Source organism: Desulfolutivibrio sp., from assembly GCF_036584575.1.
Classification (GTDB): Bacteria; Desulfobacterota; Desulfovibrionia; order Desulfovibrionales; family Desulfovibrionaceae; genus Desulfolutivibrio.
The window spans coordinates 35,393-56,044 of record NZ_JAZHDB010000066.1; the positions used below are offsets into that span (position 1 = coordinate 35,393).

Consider the following 20,652-nt stretch of genomic DNA (forward strand, 5'->3'; position numbering starts at 1 on the left):
ATAAATAGATCCATAAACGAAAATTTCATTGGGCCATTATGAGGCGCAGGGTATGCGACAAGCCGCCGACATCGACATCGCCTTGACGCCAAGGCCGGACGGGGCGACGCTTCAACGGTGGCTGTATGACGAGATCCACGCAGCCATACTCTCGGGCAGGCTTACGCCGGGCTCCCGCCTGCCTGCCACCCGTGACCTGGCGCTACGATTGAAAATATCCCGTGGCACGGTGCTGGCGGTGTATGACCAGTTGGGCGCGGAAGGATATCTCCGGGGCGCAACGGGAAAGGGCAGCTTTGTTGCCCCGGAATTGCCGGACCTGCCTCCCAGACCGCTCGCTCCAGGCGGCAAAGCGGCGGAACCAATGCACAGGAACGCTACCGGCATCACGTACGAGGCGCCTGCCGTGGTCTTGCCTGCCCGGGGCAAGAAGCTCTCCATGACGCCGTTCAGCGTCGCTGGACGCTCTTTTCCGGCAAAAGCATTCCGCACCAACCAACCGGATGTCACAGCATTTCCCCTTGAGCTGTGGACGCGTATTGCCTCAAGCAGATCACGTCGGCTGCGGCCGGAATTCCTTATGGATGGCGACGCTCGCGGTTACAAACCGTTGCGCGAGGCGATCGCTGGTTACCTCCGTTCCAGCCGTGGGATCACCTGCTCCGCCGAGCAGGTGGTGTTGGTGGGCAGCGTCCAGCAGATACTTGATATCAGCGCCCGGCTGTTGCTCGATCCGGGAGACGAAATATGGGTCGAGGATCCCGGATATCCCGGCGCCCACTTGATATTCGCCGCCGCAGGCGCAAGAATCGTGGACATCCCGGTGGATTCAAATGGCATGGATGTGGTTTTCGCCCGCAATCAGGCTCCCAATGCGCGATTGGCATATGTCACGGCCGGAAGGCAGGCGCCCATGGGCTCCGTGCTGGCGCTGGATCGGCGTCTCGCCCTGCTGAGCTGGGCTCATCGGCACGATGCCATTGTGATTGAAGACGACTACGACAGCGAATACCGCTACGGAGGTGCGCCGCTATCCGCCATGAAGAGCCTGGATGAAGCGGGCCGAGTGATCTATTGTGGGACCTTCAGCAAACTGCTCTTCCCCTCTCTCCGTATTTCCTATGCCGTGTTGCCCGACCAATTGATTGCCCCGTTTGCTGCGGCATTGTCCCTGACTTCTCGTCACGTCGCCCTCATGGCCCAGAGCACGTTGCACGAATTCATTGCCGAGGGCCATTTTGGCCGCCACGTGCGGCGCATGCGGCTGCTCTATGCCGAACGCGCCCAGGCCCTGCGGCAAGCTGCCGATGTGTATCTGGCAGGGCTGCTTGAAATTCCCGAAATCACCATGGGGCTGGACACGCCGGCATTTCTTCCTGGCGATAGGGATGACAGGGGTGTTGCCCACTTGGCGGCCCAGGCAGGAGTCGAAAGCCTCCCACTGTCGATGTATGCCAGAACGCGCCCTGTGAAGCCGGGACTGCTGCTCGGATTTGCCGCTGTCGGCCCGGAGGCGATTGCATCCGGCGTGCGTACGCTCGCCCGGGTGTTGGATGCCTGAAAACCCCCCACCGGACGCAGGCTTCTGCTCGACGGACATCCCCCGGACGCGGGCGAGCGTTTCGCCCTGACGGGCAGGCTGGTGGCCCAACTCACCCAGAACATGCATTTCGTCCTGGACATGGGGGCCAGGGACTTCGTGGCCGCTCACGCCGAAAACCGCATGGCCGCCGACCCCTTGCACACCAATGCCTATCGCCGCCAGGGGCAATGCGGCGGCATCCCGGAGAGACTCGAAGACCACTCGCTTACGGCGTGGCGAAACCGCCCGGCGGGTGGCGTTTGCATTGCTCGGGGTGCAAACTTTCAGGATATCTGGTCCGTGGGATATTGTTGCCTCGCGGGGTCTTGGGGTACACATCGGCCCGGGCGGGGCGTCGGAGACGACAGCCTCCCGTTTTGGAGTCCGCCCCAACCACATTCAAGGAGCCATCATGGGTTTCAGCCTCAAAGACATCCTGCACGACAAGGCCTGGCAGCTTCTGCGCCTGGAAACCGATCCCGGCCTGGGTTGCACCGAGCCCGCCGCCATCGGCCTGTGCGCCGCCGTGGCCGCCTCCATCCTGCAATCCCGCGAGCCGGACGCCATTGTCGTTACGACCGATCCCAACATCTACAAAAACGCCATGGGCGTGAGCATCCCCAACGCCAATTCCGAGGCGGGCATTCCCCTGGCCGCCGCCATGGGGGCCGTCGCGGGAAATCCGGCCCAAAAGCTCCAGATTTTTTCCACCGTGACCCCGGACGATCTGGAGAAGGCCCAGGCCCTGGTGCGCCAGGGCAGGGTCACGGCGGGCATCGCCCCGGACACCACGGGCCTTTACGTCAAGGTCGCCATCACCGCCGGGGAGCATACGGCCTGGGCCGTGGTCTCGGGCCGCCACGACCATGTGGCCTCCCGAGGGTTGGACGGCCGGGAAATGGGCTGCGACGAGGATTCCGGACCCTCGTCCTCGGACTCCGGGCTGGTGGCCCTGGAAGAATGGCTGTTGGACATGAGCCTTTTGGATCTGGTCTGCCTGGTGAACGAGATGGACAGCGCGGACCTGGAATACGTGCGCGAAGGCCTGGCCTTAAACGAGGCCCTGGTGGAATACGGTCTGGCCCACGGCCCGGGCATCGCCGTGGGCCGCACCCAGCTTGGGCTCATCCGCCAGGGGCTCCTCAAAAAGGACATGGTGGTCTGGGCCGGGGTGCGCACGGCCTCGGGCATCGATTCCCGCATGGGCGGGGTGTCGCTTCCGGCCATGACCCTGGCCGGATCCGGAAACCAGTGCATCGCGGCGGGCATCCCGGTGGTCACCGTGGCCCAGTACGCCGCCGTGGAGGATCAGAACCTGCCGGTGCGGGCGGTGATGTTAAGCTACCTCATCACCTGTTCCATCAAGGCCGGAGTGGGGCGGTTGTCGGCCCTTTGCGGCAGCGGCATGGCCGGGGGGGCGGGCGTGGCGGCGGCCACGGCCTATCTTTTCGGGGGGACGACGGAGAAAATTGGCGGGGCCGTAAAAAACCACATCGCGGCCTTTTGCCCCGTGGCCTGCGACGGGGCCAAGACCAGTTGCGCCCTCAAGGTCGGGGAGATGGCGGCGGCGGCAGTCAAAAACGGCCTTCTGGCCCTGTCGGGCTGCATCGTGCGGGCCACAGACGGGGTGGTGGACAAATCCCCGGAACAGACCATGCGCAACCTGGGAATCATCGCCAAAAAGGGCCTTTGCGGCCTTGATCCGGTAATCCTGGACATCATGCTGCACAAACAGCCGTAGTCCGCGTCGTCCGTTTTTTCCGGCAATACCGCCTGACGGGAAATGACTGCAGCGCTCCCGAACGGATGCGCGCGAGGTGAGTTGCATGTCCAGTGAATCGCCAAAAACGGGCGCGCCCGTGTTCACCATGTCCCTTATGGTCACCGGCAATCTGCTGGGGGCCGGAATTTTGGCCTTGCCCATCAATTTCGGCCCGGCTGGGCTTTATCCCACGTTGTTCGGGATCGTCCTGGTCTGGGCGCTCATGCTGTATACGGCCTTTGTGCTGGCCGCACAGCCCGATCTGGCCTGCGGCGAGACCGGGGGGCTGCCGAGCTTTTTCGGGGCCAAACTCGGGCAGGGGGCCAAGTGGCTGGCCGTGGCCGCCGATCTGGTGATTTTTTACGGCGTCCTGACCGCCTACCTAACCGGAACCACCACGATTTTGGTCAATCTGTTCCATCTGCCCATCGGGCGCATGGCCGTGACCGTGTGCTATTTCGTCGTGGCCGCCGGGTTGGCCAGTTTCGGAATGGGGCTTCTGCGTCGCTGCAACGCGGCGATTTTGCTAGGCATGACCGTGACGTTTCTGGCGCTGATCGTCATGCTGGCCGGACATATGGATATTGCCCGGGCCGGACACATGCGCTTCGGGTTCATGCCCGCGGCCCTGCCCGTAGCCCTGACGGCCTTTTTGTTCCACAACCTGATCCCCACCCTGTGCCGGGAGATGCGCGGCGACGTGGCGGCCATGCGCCGCTCCATTTTGTACGGCTCCCTGCTCGGGCTGGTCATGAACCTGGTCTGGGTGACGGCGGTCTTTTGCACCCTGCCCATGGAAAGCCCGAAGGCGACTTCCATCCTCGGCGCCTTTGCCCATAATCTCCCGGCCACGGTTCCCTTGAGCATTCTTCTGGGTTCTCAACTCTTTCAGGACGTGGGGCTGGTCTTCGCCATCCTGGCCATGACCGCCGCCTTTCTGGCCAACGGCGTGGCCTTGCAGGGTTTTTTGCTCGATCTGACGGACACCTGCCTCGGGCTGCGCAACACCGTCGTCACTTGGCTTCTGGCCTTCATGCCGCCGCTTGTGGTTTCGATGGTGTACCCGGATATTTTCCTGGTGGTCATGAACCTGGTGGGCGGGGTGGGCATATGTCTTTTATTCGGCATCCTTCCCGCCCTGTTGGCCTACCGCCAGGGGCTTGGTGGCAAGAAAACGCTGGCGGCGGTCGCCATCCTCCTTTTCGGCCTGATCTTGGGCTTTGAGGTGGCTCAGGAATTCGGGCTGACCCACATCCTGCCCGACACCGAATACTGGCATCATTTCCGGGAATGACCGGCCAGACGCCAGCCGGTTCCCATGGCACGGGGGTTGCTTTGAGGCCCCCCGAGAGCCTCAACAGGCCCCCGTGCCACAGGAAGAACTCCCCAAAGTCGGCCTAACGCACTCCCGGAGCTGAGGATTTCCCCCTCCCGGCCAGCCGGGGACGCGGCGGCCAACTTGTCCGCCATCATGCAAAACTGTAGCCTGACCCGACGTTTTTGCATTTCCCCACACCACGGAGGTTGGCCAAAAGACCATGAAAGCCCTTGACGAACTGATGCGCTCCGTACGCGACATGGCCGAGGAAGACGCACCCGGCGTCACGTCAGCGCCTCCGGTCCCCGATCTTTTGCTCTATGCCCCCTGCCCGGTGAAGCTTGTGGTGAAGGACGGCATCGACCGCATTGCCGCCGACCATGCCCGGCGCGGCCGGGAACTCACGGTGCATATCCCCATGGGCTGCACCTCCGTGGACCCCTACGATCCCATCTACCGCGAATCCGACCCGGCCCGGCTGCCCGGAGTCATCGGCTCCATCGGATTCGGGGATTTCTGGCGGCGGGAGTTCGTTTCCCGCCACGTGCGGGCCGGACTTTTCACCGCCGCCCCGGCGGTCCCCCTAAGCCCCCTGCACGAAAAGGCCGGACTCCTCGATCCGCGCAGCCATTACACCCTCTACGGGGTCACCCCCTACCTTTTTCTGGCGGACACCCGCCGTCTGGGCGACCTGCCCGTGCCGCAGACCTGGGAGGACGTCCTGCATCCGCGCTACAAGGGCGAACTCATCATGTGCGGGGACGGCGACGACATGGCCGACGCCGTGATCCTAAACGTCTACAAGGAGTTCGGCATGGACGGCCTGCGCGCCCTGGCGGCAAACTGCAAGGGCTTCATGCATTCCTCGTCCATGGTCAAATCCGCCGGTTCCGGGGACGAGTCGGCCGGGGCGGTCTATATCATTCCGGCCTTTTTCGCCGAGACCGTCACCCGCCCGGCGCATCTGCAGGTGGTCTGGCCTCGCGACGGTGCGGCGTCGAGCCCGCTGTATTTTCTGGCCCAAAAAAGCGAGCGGGAGCGTCTGGCCGACGTCATCGCTTTCTTCTCGGACGGCTTCGCCTCCATCGACAGCGCGGCCTGGTTTGCGCCCATGGCCGCTTCTGCGGCGGCCAAGCTTCCCCCCGAGGCCAGTCTCAAGTGGGTGGGCTGGGACTGGATCGAGGACAACGACGTCACCGAGCGCCGCGACACCTTAAACGCCCTTTTTCGGGACATGGTCCGGAAGGCGACATGCGCCTGATCACCGTGTCCGGGCCGCCCTCCTGCGGCAAGACCGCCGTCTTGTCCAAGGCCTGCCGGGCGCTCATGGACGCGGGCACGGCCTGCGCCGTGGTCAAGTTCGACTGCCTGCAGAGCCGCGACGGGGAGATCTACCGCGAGGCCGGTGTGCCTGTCTCCGTGGTCTTTTCCGGCGGCCTGTGCCCGGACCACTTTTATGCCTCGAACCTGGAAGAGGCCTTCGGGTGGGCCATGGGAACCGGCGCGGGATGCTTCATCATCGAGACCGCCGGGCTGTGCAACCGCTGCTCGCCGCACCTGCGCGGGGCCCTTGGGCTGTGCGTCATCGACAACCTCATGGGCATCGACGCCCCGGCCAAGATCGGCCCCATGCTGCGGCTGGCCGACCTTGTGGTGGTCACCAAGGGCGATCTGGTCTCCCAGGCCGAACGCGAGGTGTACCGGCACCGCATCCGCCAGATGAACAGCCGGGCCGTGATCCGCCATGTCAATGGCTTAACCGGCCAGGGCTGCGCCGAATTGGCCCGGATCATGGAGCAGGCCCCGGATCTTTCCTCGGTCACGGACGTGAAGTTGCGGTTTTCCATGCCCGCCGCCGTCTGCTCCTATTGCCTGAGCGAAACCCGCATCGGCGTGCGCTACCAAAAGGGCAATGTGAAAAAGGCCCGTTTCGGAGGCGGCGATGTCCACGCCGATCATTGAGGGCGTTTTCGTGCCCCGGTCCATGACCCTGACCGCCGGACGCGACAAGTCGGGGCGTCCCGAGGCTTGCGACGTGTCGTTTGCCGCCGGACAGGTCACGGCGCTTCTGGGGCCCACGGGCTCGGGTAAGAGCCGTTTTCTCTCGGACATCGAGTCCATGGCCCAGGGCGACACCCCCACCGGACGCACGCTGCTGCTCGATGGACGTTCCCCGGACGCGGACGAGCGTTTCGCCCTGACGGGCAGGCTGGTGGCCCAGCTCACCCAGAACATGAACTTTGTCCTGGACATGGGGGTGCTGGATTTTCTGACCACGCACGCCGAAAGCCGGGGGGCCGTCGACCCGAAGGGTGTGGCCGACCGGGTCTTCGCCGCAGCCAACGCCCTGGCCGGGGAGCCGTTTTCCCCGGAGTTTCAGCTCACCCAGCTTTCGGGGGGCCAGTCCAGGGCGCTTATGATCGCGGACACGGCGCTTTTAAGCTGGTCGCCGGTGCTGCTCATCGACGAAATCGAAAACGCCGGGGTGGACAAGCAAAAGGCCCTGGAGCTTTTGGTGCAAAGCGACAAGATCATCGTCATGGCCACCCACGATCCGGTCCTGGCCCTGTCGGCGCACCGGCGGCTGGTCTTCGAGCATGGCGCGGTTCGGGCCGTGGTGGAGCGCAGCGGCCGGGAGGAGGGCGTCCTGGCCAGGCTGTCGGCCATGGAGACGGAGATCTCCCGGGTGCGGGAACGCCTGCGCCGCGGTGCGGCCCTGGACGGCTCGGAAGTCGCATGATGCCCGACAACGACGCAAACGCGTTCCGGCAGGGAACCACAAGGAGATCTGCGATGCACCGTCGTATCGTGACCTGTGCGGTCGTGGCCGCTTTGGCGGTTTTTTTCGGAGTCTGGGGCCCGTCCGGGGGCTTGGCCGCCGAAATGACCCAGGACCAGGCCGCAAAGGCCCTGGCGGACTTTTTTGTGGCCAAGCCCTACTATCCGGTTGCTGCGGCCTGTCTGAAGATCACGCCCGGGGAATACAAGAATCGGGGGTTCGCCTTTACGGTGGACGCCACGGACTGCCTGGACGAGGAGGGCGGAAAGCCGGACTCCTGGCGGGTGGACGCCGTGACCGGAGAGGTCTTCGTCCAAAACGCCAAGGGGAAATACCAGGCCCCGGTCGTCGATGCCCGGCTTGTCTCGGCCGATGCGGCCGAGGCCCTGGTTCTGGCCCTGCCCGAGGTGCAAAAGGAGATGAAGGCCCACAAAAACGCCTTTCTCATGTTGGAAGGGCATCCCGACCGGGAGACCCTGGCCGCAAACCCGGCCGAGGCCTTTTACGACTTCTATTTCGGCCACGACATGGGCGACCACACCACCCGGCTGTGGACCTTCCGGGTCAACGCCCTGAACCGGGAGATGCTGGTCACCGACCCGGTGGAGGGCACGGATGTGTCCCTGGAGGCGTGGCGCAAGACTCTTGAAGAGGATGGCGCGCCGGGTCAGAAATAGTAGGTGATCCGGAACTCTCCCCGAAAGGCGTTCATCTTTTCACCAAATTCGCTGAGCCGTCCGCCCAGGGGAATGACCAGACGCGGTTTGAGCTCCAGGTTGGGGATGATCATGTAGGAGATTTCCGGGTTGAGCGAGCAGCTCAAATCCCCGAGATTCGTGATCAACGTCAGCGTGGGCGTCAAAAAGAGGATATCGAACGGTTCTTTCTGGGAGATCCGCAGGTACAGGTAGTCCTGTCCTGCGGTGCTTTTGTTGTAGGTGCTTGCCACCTGGGAACTGTCTTTCAAGAGGCTCGTACTATTTGCATTGCTGCCGGATGTTCCCTGAAAATTGCCCTTGAGCATTTTCAGATTTTTCTGGATGGCGCTATCCGTTTTATTGTCGACATATTCATTGTATCCGTTGTTGATCAAGCCATAGTAATCTTTCAACTCGTCAGGGCTATAGCCCTGGCCGTTGTGATAATATTCCGCAATTATCGTCGTGTCGAAAGAGGTGAGATATCGCAGACCGACCAGGTAGTTCAGTGCATCGAACGTTTTGCTTCGTATCTCGCCGTTGGTGTTGATGATGTTTTTGTTGTATCCGAACTGGATTGCCGATTCACCGTGGATTTCGAGGTTGCTCGTCAGGTTCGTGGAAAAATCAAATCCGACCCGGGTGTTGTAGTTGTTTCCGGTCATGAACATGAGGTCGAGATCGATGTCGTAGAGAAGGGCATAGACCTTGCCGCCAAACAGCAGGGAGTCCCCGTTGGCGAGCTCGGCGTTGAGCCGGTCGGCCACCGGGAGGATCAGCGGTGTGACGGCAAGGGTCTTCAGGGGGCCGTCGAAGCTTCGGATGTAATCCAGATAGGACATGACATAGCCCTCGCGGGCGTGATCCGGGTCGTCCACGTCCTTGGGGCGGCTGGCGAAGGCCACCGGGTTCCAGGCATAGCCCTTGCCCCAGTTGAGCACCTTTTTCCCGGCCTCGGCCGTGAGCGTGGGCGACGGACGCCAGGTCACGAAGGCCTCTTCCAGCATCATCGACGCCCCCCAGTGCGTGTCCTTCTCCCAGAACTCCTCAGACGGTTCATCCAAAACGAGGCTGCCGCTTTTCACCTCGCTCCAGTCCACCTCCAGGCGAGGCCGGGCGTAGGCGCCAAACTGGCCGTAGTCGATGGATATTTCCGGACGCAGGTTCAGCAGGTAATTCGTTTGGACATCGCTTTGCGGGTCTTTGGCGTACTTCTGCTTGTAGAGCGCGGAGTTTTTGTCCAGGACACGGAGAAAGGGGCGAAATTCCGAATAGCCCCAAATCTTGAACACCTCTTTTGATTCCGCTTCGGGTATCTCGAAATTCAGATCATAGGCGGTATCTTCCGCCGCGTCAGCCGGGAAAGCGGCGATCAGTACAATCCCGAGGAGAAGCAATCCCCAAATGCATCCGTTGGCGCACAGGGAGCGGCTCCGGTCGATCAAACACATGTAAGGCTCCGTTTTCATCGCGGCAGACATGCAATGCCTCCGCACGGCAGATGACGACGCACACTTGCCCATGCTGCTTACTGGCGCAGGGACTCGGCCCGGGGAAGATAATTTAAGGTGAAGATCTCGTCCGGGAATTCACGCGTTTTGACCTTCGCAAAAACCATGAGCGATTTGTAGCCTTTGTGCAAAGGACTGTCTGTCTCAATGACCGCCGGTCGGACCAGTCCCTCCCCGAAGTCGGTGATTTCCTTGAAATAGAGGGTCTTGATGAGCATTCCCGAGGCCGCCAGACACTTGATCTCCACGGGAACCAGACCCTTTTTGTCCACGCGCATCTCCAGACGGTCATAGGCCACCACATCCGATTTGGCCTTGAGAAAAAGCATGTACGCCTCGCCAGCGTCCTCCATCCGTTCCACGTTGTATTCCACGCTGAAGTCGAGCCCCATGATGTCGGAGTTGTTGAATATGCCGCCGATGACGGATTGCAGGCTGGTGATGCGCACGGGCTTGCCGACGTTGGGGATGTGCAGCCACATGTTCTCGGCCAGACGCAGCGTGGAGCGTCCTTTTTCGCTGGCCGGGGCAAGGAATATGGAGATGATCTTGTCCTGATCCTTTTTGACCGTGTACAGGGTATATTCGCGCTTCGACCCGTCCGGCTCGATATTGATCAACTTGCGGAACATCTCGTAGCTGACAGGCGCGAGATTCCGGTCCACCTGTTCCAGAAGCTGATTTCCGTCCAGGGCGAGAGCGGGGTGGGCGGAAAGCGCTGCGAGACACAGCCCCAAGGCCAGTATTTTGATGGTACGCATGATTCGTTTCCTTTGTTTACACGTGTCCCAGAGCATCCACCGGCTCCATGCGGCTGGCCTTCCAGGCGGGCTGCAGGGCGGCCAGGGCTGAAGCGGCCAAGACCATGGCGGCGATGATCGCCAGTTCCGTCAGATTGATGTCCGGGCGCAGGAGCAGATTGTCCATGCGGCCAAAAGAGAAGGTGACGTGTGACGCCTTGATGCCGAGCAGTCCGGCAACGCCGAGCAAGATGCCGGTCGCCGTCCCCAGAAGGCCAAGGCAGAAGCCCTCGGCCACGAACAAGGCCAGGATTTTTACGGGCGGGGTTCCCATGGCCGCAATCGTGCCGATCTCCCGGATGCGTTCGAAGACCGACATGAGCATGACGTTGAGCACGCTGATGAGCACAATGGCGATCATGACGATCTTAACGGTGATGATCAGCAGATCGATCATGTTGGCGATGTTGGCGAAGGGAGACAGATCCGCCCAGGAGTGGACCTCGAAGGCGGGTTTGTCCTGCTTGTTTTTGAACTCCCCGAGCGCGTTTTCAATCTGCTTCGCAACATGCTTCAAATCGGCATCCGGGGTAAGCCTGAGGACGATCTCCGAGACCTCCCCCTTTTCCGTGCGCAGCAGGGACCGGGCATCGTCGATGTGCATGTAGGCGTCCTTGCCGGACGGCCCCATGATGTCCTCGATGAGCCGCGACACGGTGAACTGCATCCCGTTCACCGAACCGTCCCGGTTGGTGGCCACCAGGACCACGGTGTCGCCCGGCTTGATGCCAATGCCGTTGGCCACCTTCTGGGGGATGATGATCTGTCCCGGCTCAAGCAATGGTCCGGTTGCGCCCGGGGCGTCCACCAGCCGTGAGGCGAGTCCCGGGCAGACGAGAGGCTCCTTGGCCGGATCGACGGCGGTCAGCCGGACGTTGGTGGACTCCACGAAATTGCTGAGCACCGCCCCGAGTTTGAGGCGCGGGGCAAAGGATTCGACCCCTGCCGTGCGTTCCAGGGCAGCCGCAGCGTTGTCGTACCCCTTGGCGTTCATGTTCAGATTGAGCGGCAGGGTGTCGATGGAGGAAACATAGCCGCGTTTGTGGATTTGCAGATGACCGAGGTTGGAATCGGTGATGAGGCCGATCATCATGGATTTGACCGACCCGGCCAGCCCGGAAAACAGCACCACCATGGTCACGCCGAGAATGATGAGCAGGGAGGTCAGGATGGTCCGGCGTTTGTACCGGGTCATGTTCCGGAAGGCGATTTTGAAGATGCTACGCATGGGGCGCGCCTCCCGTAACGTCTTGGTTTTCCTTCACGAGACGACCGTCTTCCAGGGTATGGATCTCGTCGGCGTGCTCGACGATTCGAGGGTCGTGGGTGGAGAAGATAAAGGTCGTCCCGAAGGCGTCCCGCATCTGACGCATGAGGGCAATGATCCGCTGTGCGGTTTTCTGGTCGAGGTTTGCGGTGGGTTCGTCGGCCAGGACGACCTGGGGGTTGGTCACCAGGGCCCGGGCCACGGCGACGCGTTGTTTCTGGCCCCCGGAAACCTGATCGGGGCGTTTCTCCTTATGGTCGGTCATGCCGACGGCCTCAAGAACCCGCAGGACGCGTTCCCGTCGTTCAGGAGCCGGGGCGGGATTGATCATGATCAACGGATATTCCACATTCTCATACACGGAAAGCACCGGGATGAGGTTGAAGGACTGAAAAATAAATCCCAGATGCCCGCCCCGAAAGGCGGCGGCCTGACGGCGGTTCAGGGTGTCCGTTCGCATTCCTGCCACCCGGACTTCCCCGGCGGTGGGCTTGTCCATACAGCCGATGATGTTGAGCAGGGTCGTTTTTCCGCTGCCCGAAGGACCGATGAAGGTGACCAGCCGTGCCGGTTCGATGGCGATGGTTATGCCATCAAGGGCAGGATGATCCATCTGGCCCGTATGATACGTTTTGGAAATACCTGTGAGTTCTATGAGGGCCATATGAAATTCCATCTCCTCTTTGGGCAATGAAACATCTTGCGATTCCTGGAGAAATGATGAACGCCGCCACGAAACCATGCGAAACATGGACGAACTAGCAAAGAACATTCCATACGGAACTTGCTGAAATGATTGAATCCATTTTTTTATGGATCACCAGTTAGGATATTATTCATACAGAGAAATATACATGCTGTAAATAAAAAATACTATAGCAACCTGGTGTAAATTTCGGCACAATGCTTGAAAAATGCTGGTGTTGCATATTGAATGAGTATGAAAAAAGGGACACACAAAAAACAGCCGCCCGGGATGTCGCGGGGCGGCTGTTTTTCTTGTTGGAGAAAGGGGACCGGCTATTCGGTCAGTATCCGTTTCGGGATGCCATCCAGGTCGCCCTCGATAAGCTTTTTGGCCCGGTCGGCCAGGGTGGCGATCTCGGGCTTGGTCACCTGGTCGTCGGCCCCCACGGAAATGCCCTTGTGGTAAAGCTGGTGGTTGATCAGCGAGGAGAAAAGGATCACCGGCAGGGACTTGAGCACCGGGTCGTCCTTGATCTTTTTGCACAGGGAATGGCCGTCCATGGAGGGCATCTCCAGGTCCGTGACCACCAGGTCCACATATTCGGACAGGGGGGTTCCCTTTTCCGCCGCCAGACGCTTCCATTCCGTGAGCCTGTTCCAGGCGTTTTGGCCGTTGATGTCCTGCTCCACGGAAAAGCCGTCCTTCTCCAGGTAGGAAACGATCAATCGACGAATGGAATTGGAGTCGTCCACCACCAGGGTCTTGTAGTGGGTGCGATCCACCATGCCGTCCTGGCGGCCGGTGCGGTCCATGCGGATGGCCAGGGCGGGGTTCAAATCCCAGATGATCTGCTCCATGTCCAGCAAAAGCAAGATGCGATCCTCGAACTTGACCACACCCGTGAAGTTGCGGGCCGCGAATTGCGCGGTGTAGCCGCTTGGCGGCTCCACATCGTTCCAACTCTTGCGGTGAATGCGGGTGACGCCCGAAACCATGAAGGCGTTGACCACCTTGTTGAACTCGGCCACGATGACCTTGGTGGACTCCGTGCGGGCCATGGGTTTGCCCAGCCACAGGCTCAGGTCGATGAGCGGAATGACCCTGGAGCGCAGGTTGAACGTGCCGATGACGCTGGGGTGCGGCATGTGCGGCATCTCCGTGACCGTGGGCAGGCGGATGATCTCCAGCACCTTGGCCACGTTGACGCCGAAATAGGCCCGGTAGGGCTTTTCATCGCCCTGGGCCTGCTCATCTATGTAAAACTCAATGATTTCAAATTCGTTGGTTCCGGCTTCAAGCAAAATATTGGTTTGCGACATGGTTGTTTGGCTCCGCTCCCATGTGTTTGCCCCCGGGGGGGCGCGTGCGGCGCTGTCCCGGCCTGCGCCATAAAAAGCGGGTCGGCCAGGGACAGGCATCGGGCTTTATCCCGGACGAATTCTGTCTCCAAACACCCATACGCCGGGCGGGAGAGAAAATCTAGCCATCCCATGCCTCGGTTTCGTGACAGCCACGCTATCGTATCCGTTCTTCTTGAAAAAGACTTATTTTCTCCAATCGGCATATGGCGGCGCCCAGACCGGCAGTGATGAAAAAAGAACTTTGCCCCAGGCCATGGGGAATGGTACCAGAAAGACGGGGAGGGGGAGTTTCAACACGCAATGCCCGGCGATGAGCCGTGCCATCACATGGGGGAGAGCTTTTCAGTGCCGAGGACAACCACAGGGAGGACGTCCGTCGGGCACGGGCTGTATTATTTATGTCCGTTTCCCAACGTAGCCATCATCTTGGGGCTGGCGTGCGCCTTTTTTTTCCTGTCGCCCCGGCTATCGTCCTTTGCGGAGGACGAGACGCCGACGCCCGATGGCCTGGCCTATGTCGTGGAGATCCAGGGCGTGGCCGATCCGGAGCTTACGTCCCTGCTTGGTGAGGTCTCAAGCGTCAGGCAGGCCCAGGACACGCCTTCGCCTTCGATCTTTCTGCTCAAGGGGCGGGCCGAATCCGACCTGGCCGCCTTCAAGGACGTCTTCAATTCCCGGGGATTTTTTGCGGCCGAAACCCGTGTGGCCATCGACCAGCAGACCGCGCCGGTCAAGGTGATCTTCCAGGTCACGCTGGGGGATGTCTTCGTTTTGCGTGAGGTCCGGTTCACGCTTCCCGAGGGCGAGGAAAACCGCAAGGTGGATTTCCCGACACCCAAAGACCTCGGGCTGGGCATAAACGCCCCCTTTTCGGCCAAGGCCGTGCTGGCCGCCCAGGAAACGCTGCTGCGCCGCTTTCAGGAACAGGGCCGGCCTTTTCCGGATGTCGCCGATCGCAGGATCACGGCGGATTTCGCAGCCCATGCGGTCACGGTGTTGTGGCGGGTGGACCCGGGACCGGACGCCACCTTCGGGGAAACCGACATTGAGGGCCTGACCGAGGTGAACCCGGCGGTGGTGCGCCGGGAGATTCCCTGGAGCGTCGGACAGCCCTACGACATTCGTCTGGTGGAGCAGTTGCGCACCCGCCTGATGGCCCTGGGGCTTTTTTCCAGCATCGAGGCTCAGCCGAACCGGGAGCTCGACGCCAAGGACCGGGCCACCGTGGTTCTGCGGCTTTTGGAGCGCAAGCACCGGACCTTCAAGGGCGGGGTGGACTATAAAAGCGACGAGGGCCCGGGATTCACCCTGGGCTGGGAACACCGCAACCTCTTCGGCCAGGGCGAAAAGCTCTCCCTGTCCACCGGGGCCTCGCCCATCCGCCAATACGGCGAGGCCGTGTTCGAGCTTCCGGCCCTGTGGCATCCCCGGCAAAAGCTGACCACCAAGGCCCGCTACGCCAACGAGGAGCTGGAGGCGTACGTCGGCGAGAACTTCACGGCCACGACCCTTTTGCGCCGCGAGATGGGGGACCATCTCTCGGCCGCCGCCGGGCTGGGATACCGGCTGTCCATCATCTCCGAGGACAAAAGCCGTCCCTGGGAGTCCGGCAAGGACTATCATTTCGTCTTCGTTCCCATGGAGATGGCCTACGATTCCCGCGACGACCCCCTGGATCCCCAAAAGGGCTTCCTGACCAGCCTGTCCCTGGCCCCCTATGCCGGAGCGGACGGCCAGTCGGCCTTTGTGCGGCCCGAGCTCAACGCGGCGTTCTACTGGCGGCTTTTCGACTCCCCGGACGTCATCTTCGCCAACCGGGGCTACCTGGGCGCGGACATCGGGGCATCCATGGACGAACTGCCCTCGGATCTGCGCTTTTATGCCGGGGGCGGCGGCTCCATCCGGGGCTATCCCTACCAGACCGTGGGACCGCTTCGCAGCAAGACCCCCACCGGCGGCCGATCCGTGTTCACCTTTTCCTCGGAACTGCGGGTCCGGCTCTCCGAATATGTGGGGGTCGTGCCCTTTCTGGACGGCGGCACGGCCTTCGCCGACGCGCTGCCGCCCTACCAGGAGTCCCTGCGTTTCGGCGCTGGCCTTGGGCTGCGGGTCTACACCCCCATTGGCCCCATCCGGGTGGACGTGGCCACGCCGCTCAACCGCCGCGAGAACATCGACGACGTGGGGCAGTTTTACATCAGCATCGGGCAGGCCTTCTGATCGCCCGGGCGTTGGCGCCTGGCCCAGTCCCATGACCGCTCAGCAAGGCCTCTGCCGCCCCCCAGGACAAGGAATCCCCTCGTGACCCAGCCCACCCGCACGGACCAGACCCCTGCCCCCCCTCCCCATCTGGCGCGCCGCGCCATGCGGTGGGCGCTTTTCGCCGTTGCGGGCCTCCTGCTTGTCGTCGTGCTTCTGTTTGCGGGCATCCAGACCGGGCCCGGGCGGGCCGGGGTGTGCCGCCTTTTGGAACGGGCCGTGGCCGCCACCCCCGGGCTGACGGCCAGAATCGACGGCCTGGAGGGGTTTTTGCCCTTTTCCATCCGGGTGGGAACCATAGCCCTGATGGATCATGCCGGGCCATGGCTTGTGGTTGCCGATGCCCGCCTGGACTGGTCGCTGTGGGCGCTTTTTACGGGCCGGGTGGTGATCGACGAAATTTCGGCCGATATCGTGCGGGTGTTGCGGACGCCCGATCTGCCGCCGGACGAAGAACCCGTGGCCATGGTCTGGCCGCCGACCCTTCCCGGCCTGCCGCCGATTCTGGTGGAGAGATTGGCCGTGAACCGGCTGATTCTCGACGCGCCCATATCAGGCGAACGCACCGAAACCGCCATCGCCGGGCGGATGTCGGAGCGGGGTGGGCTGGTGGAGGCCCTTTTGCGCGCCGACCGCCGGGACGGCCCCAAGGCCTTTGCCCGGCTCACCTGCCGGGCGGACCTGGCCGCCTGGTCCCTGGCCGTGGACCTTTCCGCCGAAGAGGCCCCGGGCGGCCCTCTGGGGCTGGCCCTCGATCCGTCCGGGGCCGACTGCCGCCGGGGCCCCCTGGTCGTGGCCCTGGCCGGGGAGGGACCATTGGCCGACTGGACGGGCAGGCTGACCGCCCGTCTGGCCGACCGGCCTCTGGTGGAGTCGGACGTATCCCTTCGCGTCCCCCTGGCGGCCAAGGCCAGGGCCAGGCTGGCGCTGACCGGCTTTGCCGCGCCGCTGCCGGGGATGCTTCCCCCCAATGCCGCAGCCGTGGCCGAACGGATCGATTTTTCCCTGGCCGGGGGCACGGTTCTCGGAACGGACGCGGTCTTTGTGGAGCCCTCGTGGGTCACTGTCGGCCCGGCCCGCCTGGAACTCTCGGGACAGACCGACCCGGACGCCGGGAGCATGGGCCTGGACGCTTCCCTGGACATCCCCAGCCTCGCAGCGCTCATCCCCCTGGCCGGGGAAATCGGCGGAACCTTTTCGGCCCGCCTGACGGCCTCTGGCGACCTGGACCGGCCCACGGCGCGCCTGACCCTGGCCGCCAAGGACCTGCAGACCCCCCAGGCGGGAATGTCGTCCGCCGCCTTGTCCTTCGATTTTACCCCTGTCGCGGATCTTGGGCCGGTCTTTCCGGGACTCGGCGTCACGGGCGGCGGCGAGATCACCGGCCTGCGCGGCCCAGGTGGCGCGCTTTTTAAGGGCCATGCCCTGGTGCTGGCCCTGGACGCCGGACTGTCCCCGAACATGGACGCGGCCGTGCGCTCCCTGTCCGTCACGGCCGGAGGCCTTGCCGTCGCCGCCCAGGGCGATCTGTCCCGGACCCGGCCCATGCAGGCCGCCTGCCGGATCACCCTGGCCGACCTGGGGGAGCTGGCCACAGGCCTGGGGCTGCCCCTGTCCGGGGCCCTTCGGGCCGATGCGACGGTTGCCGGGCAGCCGGACGGCCAGGGGTTCGGCGTGAAGCTGTCCGGCGGCCTGGCCGGGCTTTCCGCCGCTTCCGGCGAACCCGCCGCAGCCCGGATCGCGCATCTTTTGGGGCAAGCCCCCACCTTTTCGGCCAAGGCCCGGATCGACGGCGAAAGCATCACCGTGCCGGAGCTTGCCTTAAGCGGCAAAAATCTGCGTCTGGCCTCCGAGGCCCGGATAGATCTGGCCGGACGGACCATCGCCTCCACAACCACGGTGAACATCCCGGATCTGGAGGCCCTTTCTCCGGCGGCGGGACGCCCCCTGCGGGGCGAGCTGGGCCTTGAGGCCACCCTCTCCGGACGCCTGGATTCCCCGGACGCCACGGCCGACATCCGCCTTTCCGGCCTGCGGATCGGGGATATGCCCGCGGCCTCGGGCGACATCCGCGTTTCGGCCTCGGATCTGGCCGGGCAGTTCCGGGGGCGGATTGCGGCCACGGCTACGGTCGGCGGGGAACGGCTGGGACTTGAGGCCGAAATCGGCATGCCGCCGGGGCGGGTGGAGGTGAGCGGCCTGACCCTGTCCGGTCCCGGGGTGAAGCTGACCGGGCAGGCCCGTCTGGCCCTGGACAGCGGCCTTTTGTCCGGCAACCTGTCGGGATCGTCCGCCGATCTGGGCCGCCTGGGGGCCATGCTCGGTTCGCCCCTGTCCGGGAGCTTCGCCCTGGACGCCCGGTTCGCGGAGCAAGGCGGCGGGCAGGGCGTCACGGCCACCCTGACGGGCAATGGCCTGGGGCTGCCCGGGGCCACCGTCTCCAAAGTGTCGTTGTCCGCCGAGCTTTCGGATGTCCTGCGTTCCCCCCGGGGAAAGCTCATCCTGGCCGCAAGCGGGGTCACGGCCCCGGGAGCGGCGGTGTCCTCCCTGGATGTCACAGCCTTTGGCCGCGACGGCAAGGGCTTGGATTTTTCCATAAAAAGCAAGGCCTCCCTGGACGCCGTGGGGCCTGTGCGGTTCGACATGACCGGACGGGCCGCGCCCGGTCCTTTGGGCCTGAACCTGGAGCTGGCCACGCTTGCCGCCAAGGTGGCCGACATGCCCGTGACGCTTGCCCAAAAGGCCGCCCTGGTCCTGGCCGGGGACCGGCTGTCCGTCACCGGCCTGCGCCTGGGCCTGGGCAAGGCCCTGCTTGCGGCGGACGGCGGCTACGACGCCAATAACGCCGACCTGAAGGTGACGGTGCGGGACGTGTCCCTGCCCGAGCTGGCCGCTTTCGGCGCGCCGGGGATGACGGGAACGGCCCGGGCCGAGGCCAGGGTGTCCGGTTCCGGCCAACGTCCCGAGGTGTCCCTGCACCTGACGGCCCAGGGGATCGGAATGCCGGGCGGGGCGGCCAGAGCAGGCAGACTGGGCGGCCAGGGTGGTCAAAGTGGCCAAGGTGGTCAAAGTGGCCAAGGTGGTCAAAGTGGCCAAGGTGGCCAAGGTGGAATGTCGCCCGCCCTGGCCGTGGACGTGACCGCAACTGTGGAGCAGGGGGGGATTCAGGCCTCCCTGGCGGTCTCGGGCATGGGCAAGACCCCATTGGCGGCCCGGGTGGCGCTTCCGGCCCGCTTCAGCCTGACGCCTTTCGCCTTCGAGACGCCCCCGGATGGCGCCCTGTCGGGAAGCCTGACGGCGGATGTGGAGCTTGCGGATTTCGCGGCGCTTCTGGCCCAGGCCAACACCATGGCCACGGGGCGGCTCACGGCCGACATGTCGGCCGCAGGCTCTCTGGCGGCGCCGGTATTGAGCGGCAAGGCCGGGCTTTCCGGGGGGACCGTCGAAAACGCCGACACGGGCATGCGCCTCAAAGACCTGCATCTGGCCGTTGAGGCCGCAGGCAGGCAGATCCGCCTGGTGGAGCTCTCCGCCAGGGACTACGGTAAGGGGACCATGCGCGTGTCCGGCCAGGCCGACCTCTCGCCGGGGGCGGGGTTTTCCCTGGACATCGCGGCCGTGCTGAGCGCCCTGACCGTGGCGGACATGGACCTGGCCAAGGCGACCCTGTCCGGCGAGGTTGCGGCCTCGGGCAAGGGAAGCGCCCTGGCGGTGACGGGCAAGCTTTTTGTCGGCCCGGCCCAGGTGAACATCCCCTCCCGGCTGCCGCCCGACGTCACCCAGGTGGCGGTGGTCGAGATCAACAATCCCGCCGCGCCGCCCCCGTCGGACAAGCGGAAAACCGCCGCACCGGCCGTGGCCTCGGACATGTCCCTGGATGTGACCGTGGGCGTGGGAAACGGGGTCTATGTCCGGGGCATGGGCCTGGAATCGGAGTGGCAGGGGGACGTGGCCGTGCGCGGCACGGCGGCTGCGCCGCACGTCACCGGCGGGGTGCATACCCTCCAGGGGGGCGGCGTGGAATTTTTCGGGCGACGCCTGGAACTGGTCAAGGGGCGGGTGTCGTTTAGCGGCGGCACGCCCCCCGATCCCGAGTTGGACGTGGAGGCCAGCATCGCCGCCAGCGACGCCACCTGCGGCGTTCTGGTCACGGGTTCGGCCTCGGCCCCCAAGATCACCCTGACTTCGAACCCGCCCCTGCCCCGGGACGAGATTTTGGCCCGCATCCTGTTCGGACAAAGCGCCGGGACCATCACCGCCTTCCAGGGTCTGCAGATGGCCCAGGCCGGGGCGGCGCTCATGTCCGGGGGCGGCACCTCGCTCGATCTGTTGTCGCGGACCCGGCGGCTGGCCGGGCTTGACGAACTGGACTTCGTTCCCGGCCAGGGCGGCCTGGAATCCACCCGCCTGCGGGCCGCCAAGTATCTGGCCAAGGGGGTGAAGGTCACGGTGGACCAGGGCGCGGCCGCCGACAGCGGCTCGGTGGCCGTGGAGGTGGACATCACGCCCAACATCAGCCTGGAAAGCAAGGTGGGCGCGGATTCCAACCAGGGTGTGGGCGTCAACTGGAAGTGGGACTACTGATGCGGCCGTTTTTTTCAGGCCTGCGGCGGCCCGGCGACGGCAT

General features: G+C 63.7%; 14 protein-coding genes. 9 read left to right on the plus strand and 5 right to left on the minus strand.

Going from position 1 to position 20,652, the window contains the following annotated elements; genetic code table 11:
• Positions 1-52 precede the first annotated feature (52 nt).
• From pdxR to V3572_RS05030, 7 genes are all read left to right on the plus strand, one after another.
• Complete coding sequence (gene pdxR, locus V3572_RS05000) at positions 53-1,561, plus strand: MocR-like pyridoxine biosynthesis transcription factor PdxR (RefSeq protein WP_332109883.1); 1,509 nt, start codon at positions 53-55, stop codon at positions 1,559-1,561.
• 433 nt (positions 1,562-1,994) lie between these two features.
• On the plus strand, positions 1,995-3,323 hold the full coding sequence (locus V3572_RS05005) for an L-cysteine desulfidase family protein (RefSeq protein WP_332109884.1): 1,329 nt from the start codon (positions 1,995-1,997) through the stop codon (positions 3,321-3,323).
• Between the two features lie 85 nt (positions 3,324-3,408).
• Positions 3,409-4,638, plus strand: a complete 1,230-nt coding sequence (locus V3572_RS05010) for an aromatic amino acid transport family protein (protein WP_332109885.1) — start codon at positions 3,409-3,411, stop codon at positions 4,636-4,638.
• A 244-nt stretch (positions 4,639-4,882) separates the two neighbouring features.
• A complete protein-coding gene (locus V3572_RS05015; RefSeq protein ID WP_332109886.1) occupies positions 4,883-5,923 on the plus strand; it encodes an ABC transporter substrate-binding protein in 1,041 nt (346 codons plus the stop codon).
• Positions 5,914-6,624 (plus strand): GTP-binding protein, encoded by a 711-nt coding sequence (locus tag V3572_RS05020; protein ID WP_332109887.1) that lies wholly within the window; start codon positions 5,914-5,916, stop codon positions 6,622-6,624. Before V3572_RS05015 ends, V3572_RS05020 begins: the two co-directional genes overlap by 10 nt.
• Positions 6,605-7,402: an ATP-binding cassette domain-containing protein gene (locus V3572_RS05025; protein ID WP_332109888.1), complete on the plus strand. Its 798-nt coding sequence runs from the start codon at positions 6,605-6,607 to the stop codon at positions 7,400-7,402. The genes V3572_RS05020 and V3572_RS05025 overlap by 20 nt, the downstream gene beginning before the upstream one ends.
• 53 nt (positions 7,403-7,455) lie before the next feature.
• Positions 7,456-8,118 carry a hypothetical protein gene (locus V3572_RS05030; RefSeq protein ID WP_332109889.1) on the plus strand — a complete coding sequence of 221 codons (663 nt, stop codon included), beginning with the start codon at positions 7,456-7,458 and terminating at the stop codon, positions 8,116-8,118.
• On the opposite strand, the gene V3572_RS05035 is transcribed toward V3572_RS05030, so the two are convergent.
• From V3572_RS05035 to V3572_RS05055, 5 genes are all read right to left on the minus strand, one after another.
• Positions 8,109-9,590, minus strand: a complete 1,482-nt coding sequence (locus V3572_RS05035) for a hypothetical protein (RefSeq protein WP_332109890.1) — start codon at positions 9,588-9,590, stop codon at positions 8,109-8,111. The genes V3572_RS05030 and V3572_RS05035 overlap by 10 nt on opposite strands.
• Positions 9,591-9,667: 77 nt before the next feature.
• A complete protein-coding gene (locus tag V3572_RS05040) occupies positions 9,668-10,411 on the minus strand; it encodes an outer membrane lipoprotein-sorting protein (RefSeq protein WP_332109891.1) in 744 nt (247 codons plus the stop codon).
• A gap of 16 nt (positions 10,412-10,427) precedes the next feature.
• Positions 10,428-11,678 (minus strand): ABC transporter permease, encoded by a 1,251-nt coding sequence (locus tag V3572_RS05045; protein ID WP_332109892.1) that lies wholly within the window; start codon positions 11,676-11,678, stop codon positions 10,428-10,430.
• Entirely contained in the window at positions 11,671-12,381 is a 711-nt protein-coding gene (locus V3572_RS05050) for an ABC transporter ATP-binding protein (RefSeq protein WP_332109893.1), read from the minus strand. Before V3572_RS05050 ends, V3572_RS05045 begins: the two co-directional genes overlap by 8 nt.
• A 356-nt stretch (positions 12,382-12,737) precedes the next feature.
• A complete protein-coding gene (locus tag V3572_RS05055) occupies positions 12,738-13,724 on the minus strand; it encodes a chemotaxis protein (protein WP_332109894.1) in 987 nt (328 codons plus the stop codon).
• Positions 13,725-14,192: 468 nt separating this feature from the next.
• Between V3572_RS05055 and V3572_RS05060 the strand changes: the two genes are divergently transcribed.
• Positions 14,193-15,986: an autotransporter assembly complex protein TamA gene (locus tag V3572_RS05060; RefSeq protein WP_332109895.1), complete on the plus strand. Its 1,794-nt coding sequence runs from the start codon at positions 14,193-14,195 to the stop codon at positions 15,984-15,986.
• 81 nt (positions 15,987-16,067) lie between these two features.
• Entirely contained in the window at positions 16,068-20,609 is a 4,542-nt protein-coding gene (locus V3572_RS05065; RefSeq protein ID WP_332109896.1) for a translocation/assembly module TamB domain-containing protein, read from the plus strand.
• The last annotated feature ends 43 nt before the right edge of the window (positions 20,610-20,652 follow it).

What these genes read in the sequence shown, in the direction of transcription:
- V3572_RS05050 (WP_332109893.1), bottom strand. Translation starts at nt 12,381, where the DNA reads ATGGCCCTCATAGAACTCACAGGTATTTCCAAAACGTATCATACGGGC.
- V3572_RS05005 (WP_332109884.1), top strand. Translation starts at nt 1,995, where the DNA reads ATGGGTTTCAGCCTCAAAGACATCCTGCACGACAAGGCCTGGCAGCTT.
- V3572_RS05055 (WP_332109894.1), bottom strand. Translation starts at nt 13,724, where the DNA reads ATGTCGCAAACCAATATTTTGCTTGAAGCCGGAACCAACGAATTTGAA.
- V3572_RS05010 (WP_332109885.1), top strand. Translation starts at nt 3,409, where the DNA reads ATGTCCAGTGAATCGCCAAAAACGGGCGCGCCCGTGTTCACCATGTCC.
- V3572_RS05035 (WP_332109890.1), bottom strand. Translation starts at nt 9,590, where the DNA reads ATGTGTTTGATCGACCGGAGCCGCTCCCTGTGCGCCAACGGATGCATT.
- V3572_RS05025 (WP_332109888.1), top strand. Translation starts at nt 6,605, where the DNA reads ATGTCCACGCCGATCATTGAGGGCGTTTTCGTGCCCCGGTCCATGACC.
- pdxR (WP_332109883.1), top strand. Translation starts at nt 53, where the DNA reads ATGCGACAAGCCGCCGACATCGACATCGCCTTGACGCCAAGGCCGGAC.
- V3572_RS05030 (WP_332109889.1), top strand. Translation starts at nt 7,456, where the DNA reads ATGCACCGTCGTATCGTGACCTGTGCGGTCGTGGCCGCTTTGGCGGTT.
- V3572_RS05020 (WP_332109887.1), top strand. Translation starts at nt 5,914, where the DNA reads ATGCGCCTGATCACCGTGTCCGGGCCGCCCTCCTGCGGCAAGACCGCC.
- V3572_RS05015 (WP_332109886.1), top strand. Translation starts at nt 4,883, where the DNA reads ATGAAAGCCCTTGACGAACTGATGCGCTCCGTACGCGACATGGCCGAG.
- V3572_RS05040 (WP_332109891.1), bottom strand. Translation starts at nt 10,411, where the DNA reads ATGCGTACCATCAAAATACTGGCCTTGGGGCTGTGTCTCGCAGCGCTT.
- V3572_RS05045 (WP_332109892.1), bottom strand. Translation starts at nt 11,678, where the DNA reads ATGCGTAGCATCTTCAAAATCGCCTTCCGGAACATGACCCGGTACAAA.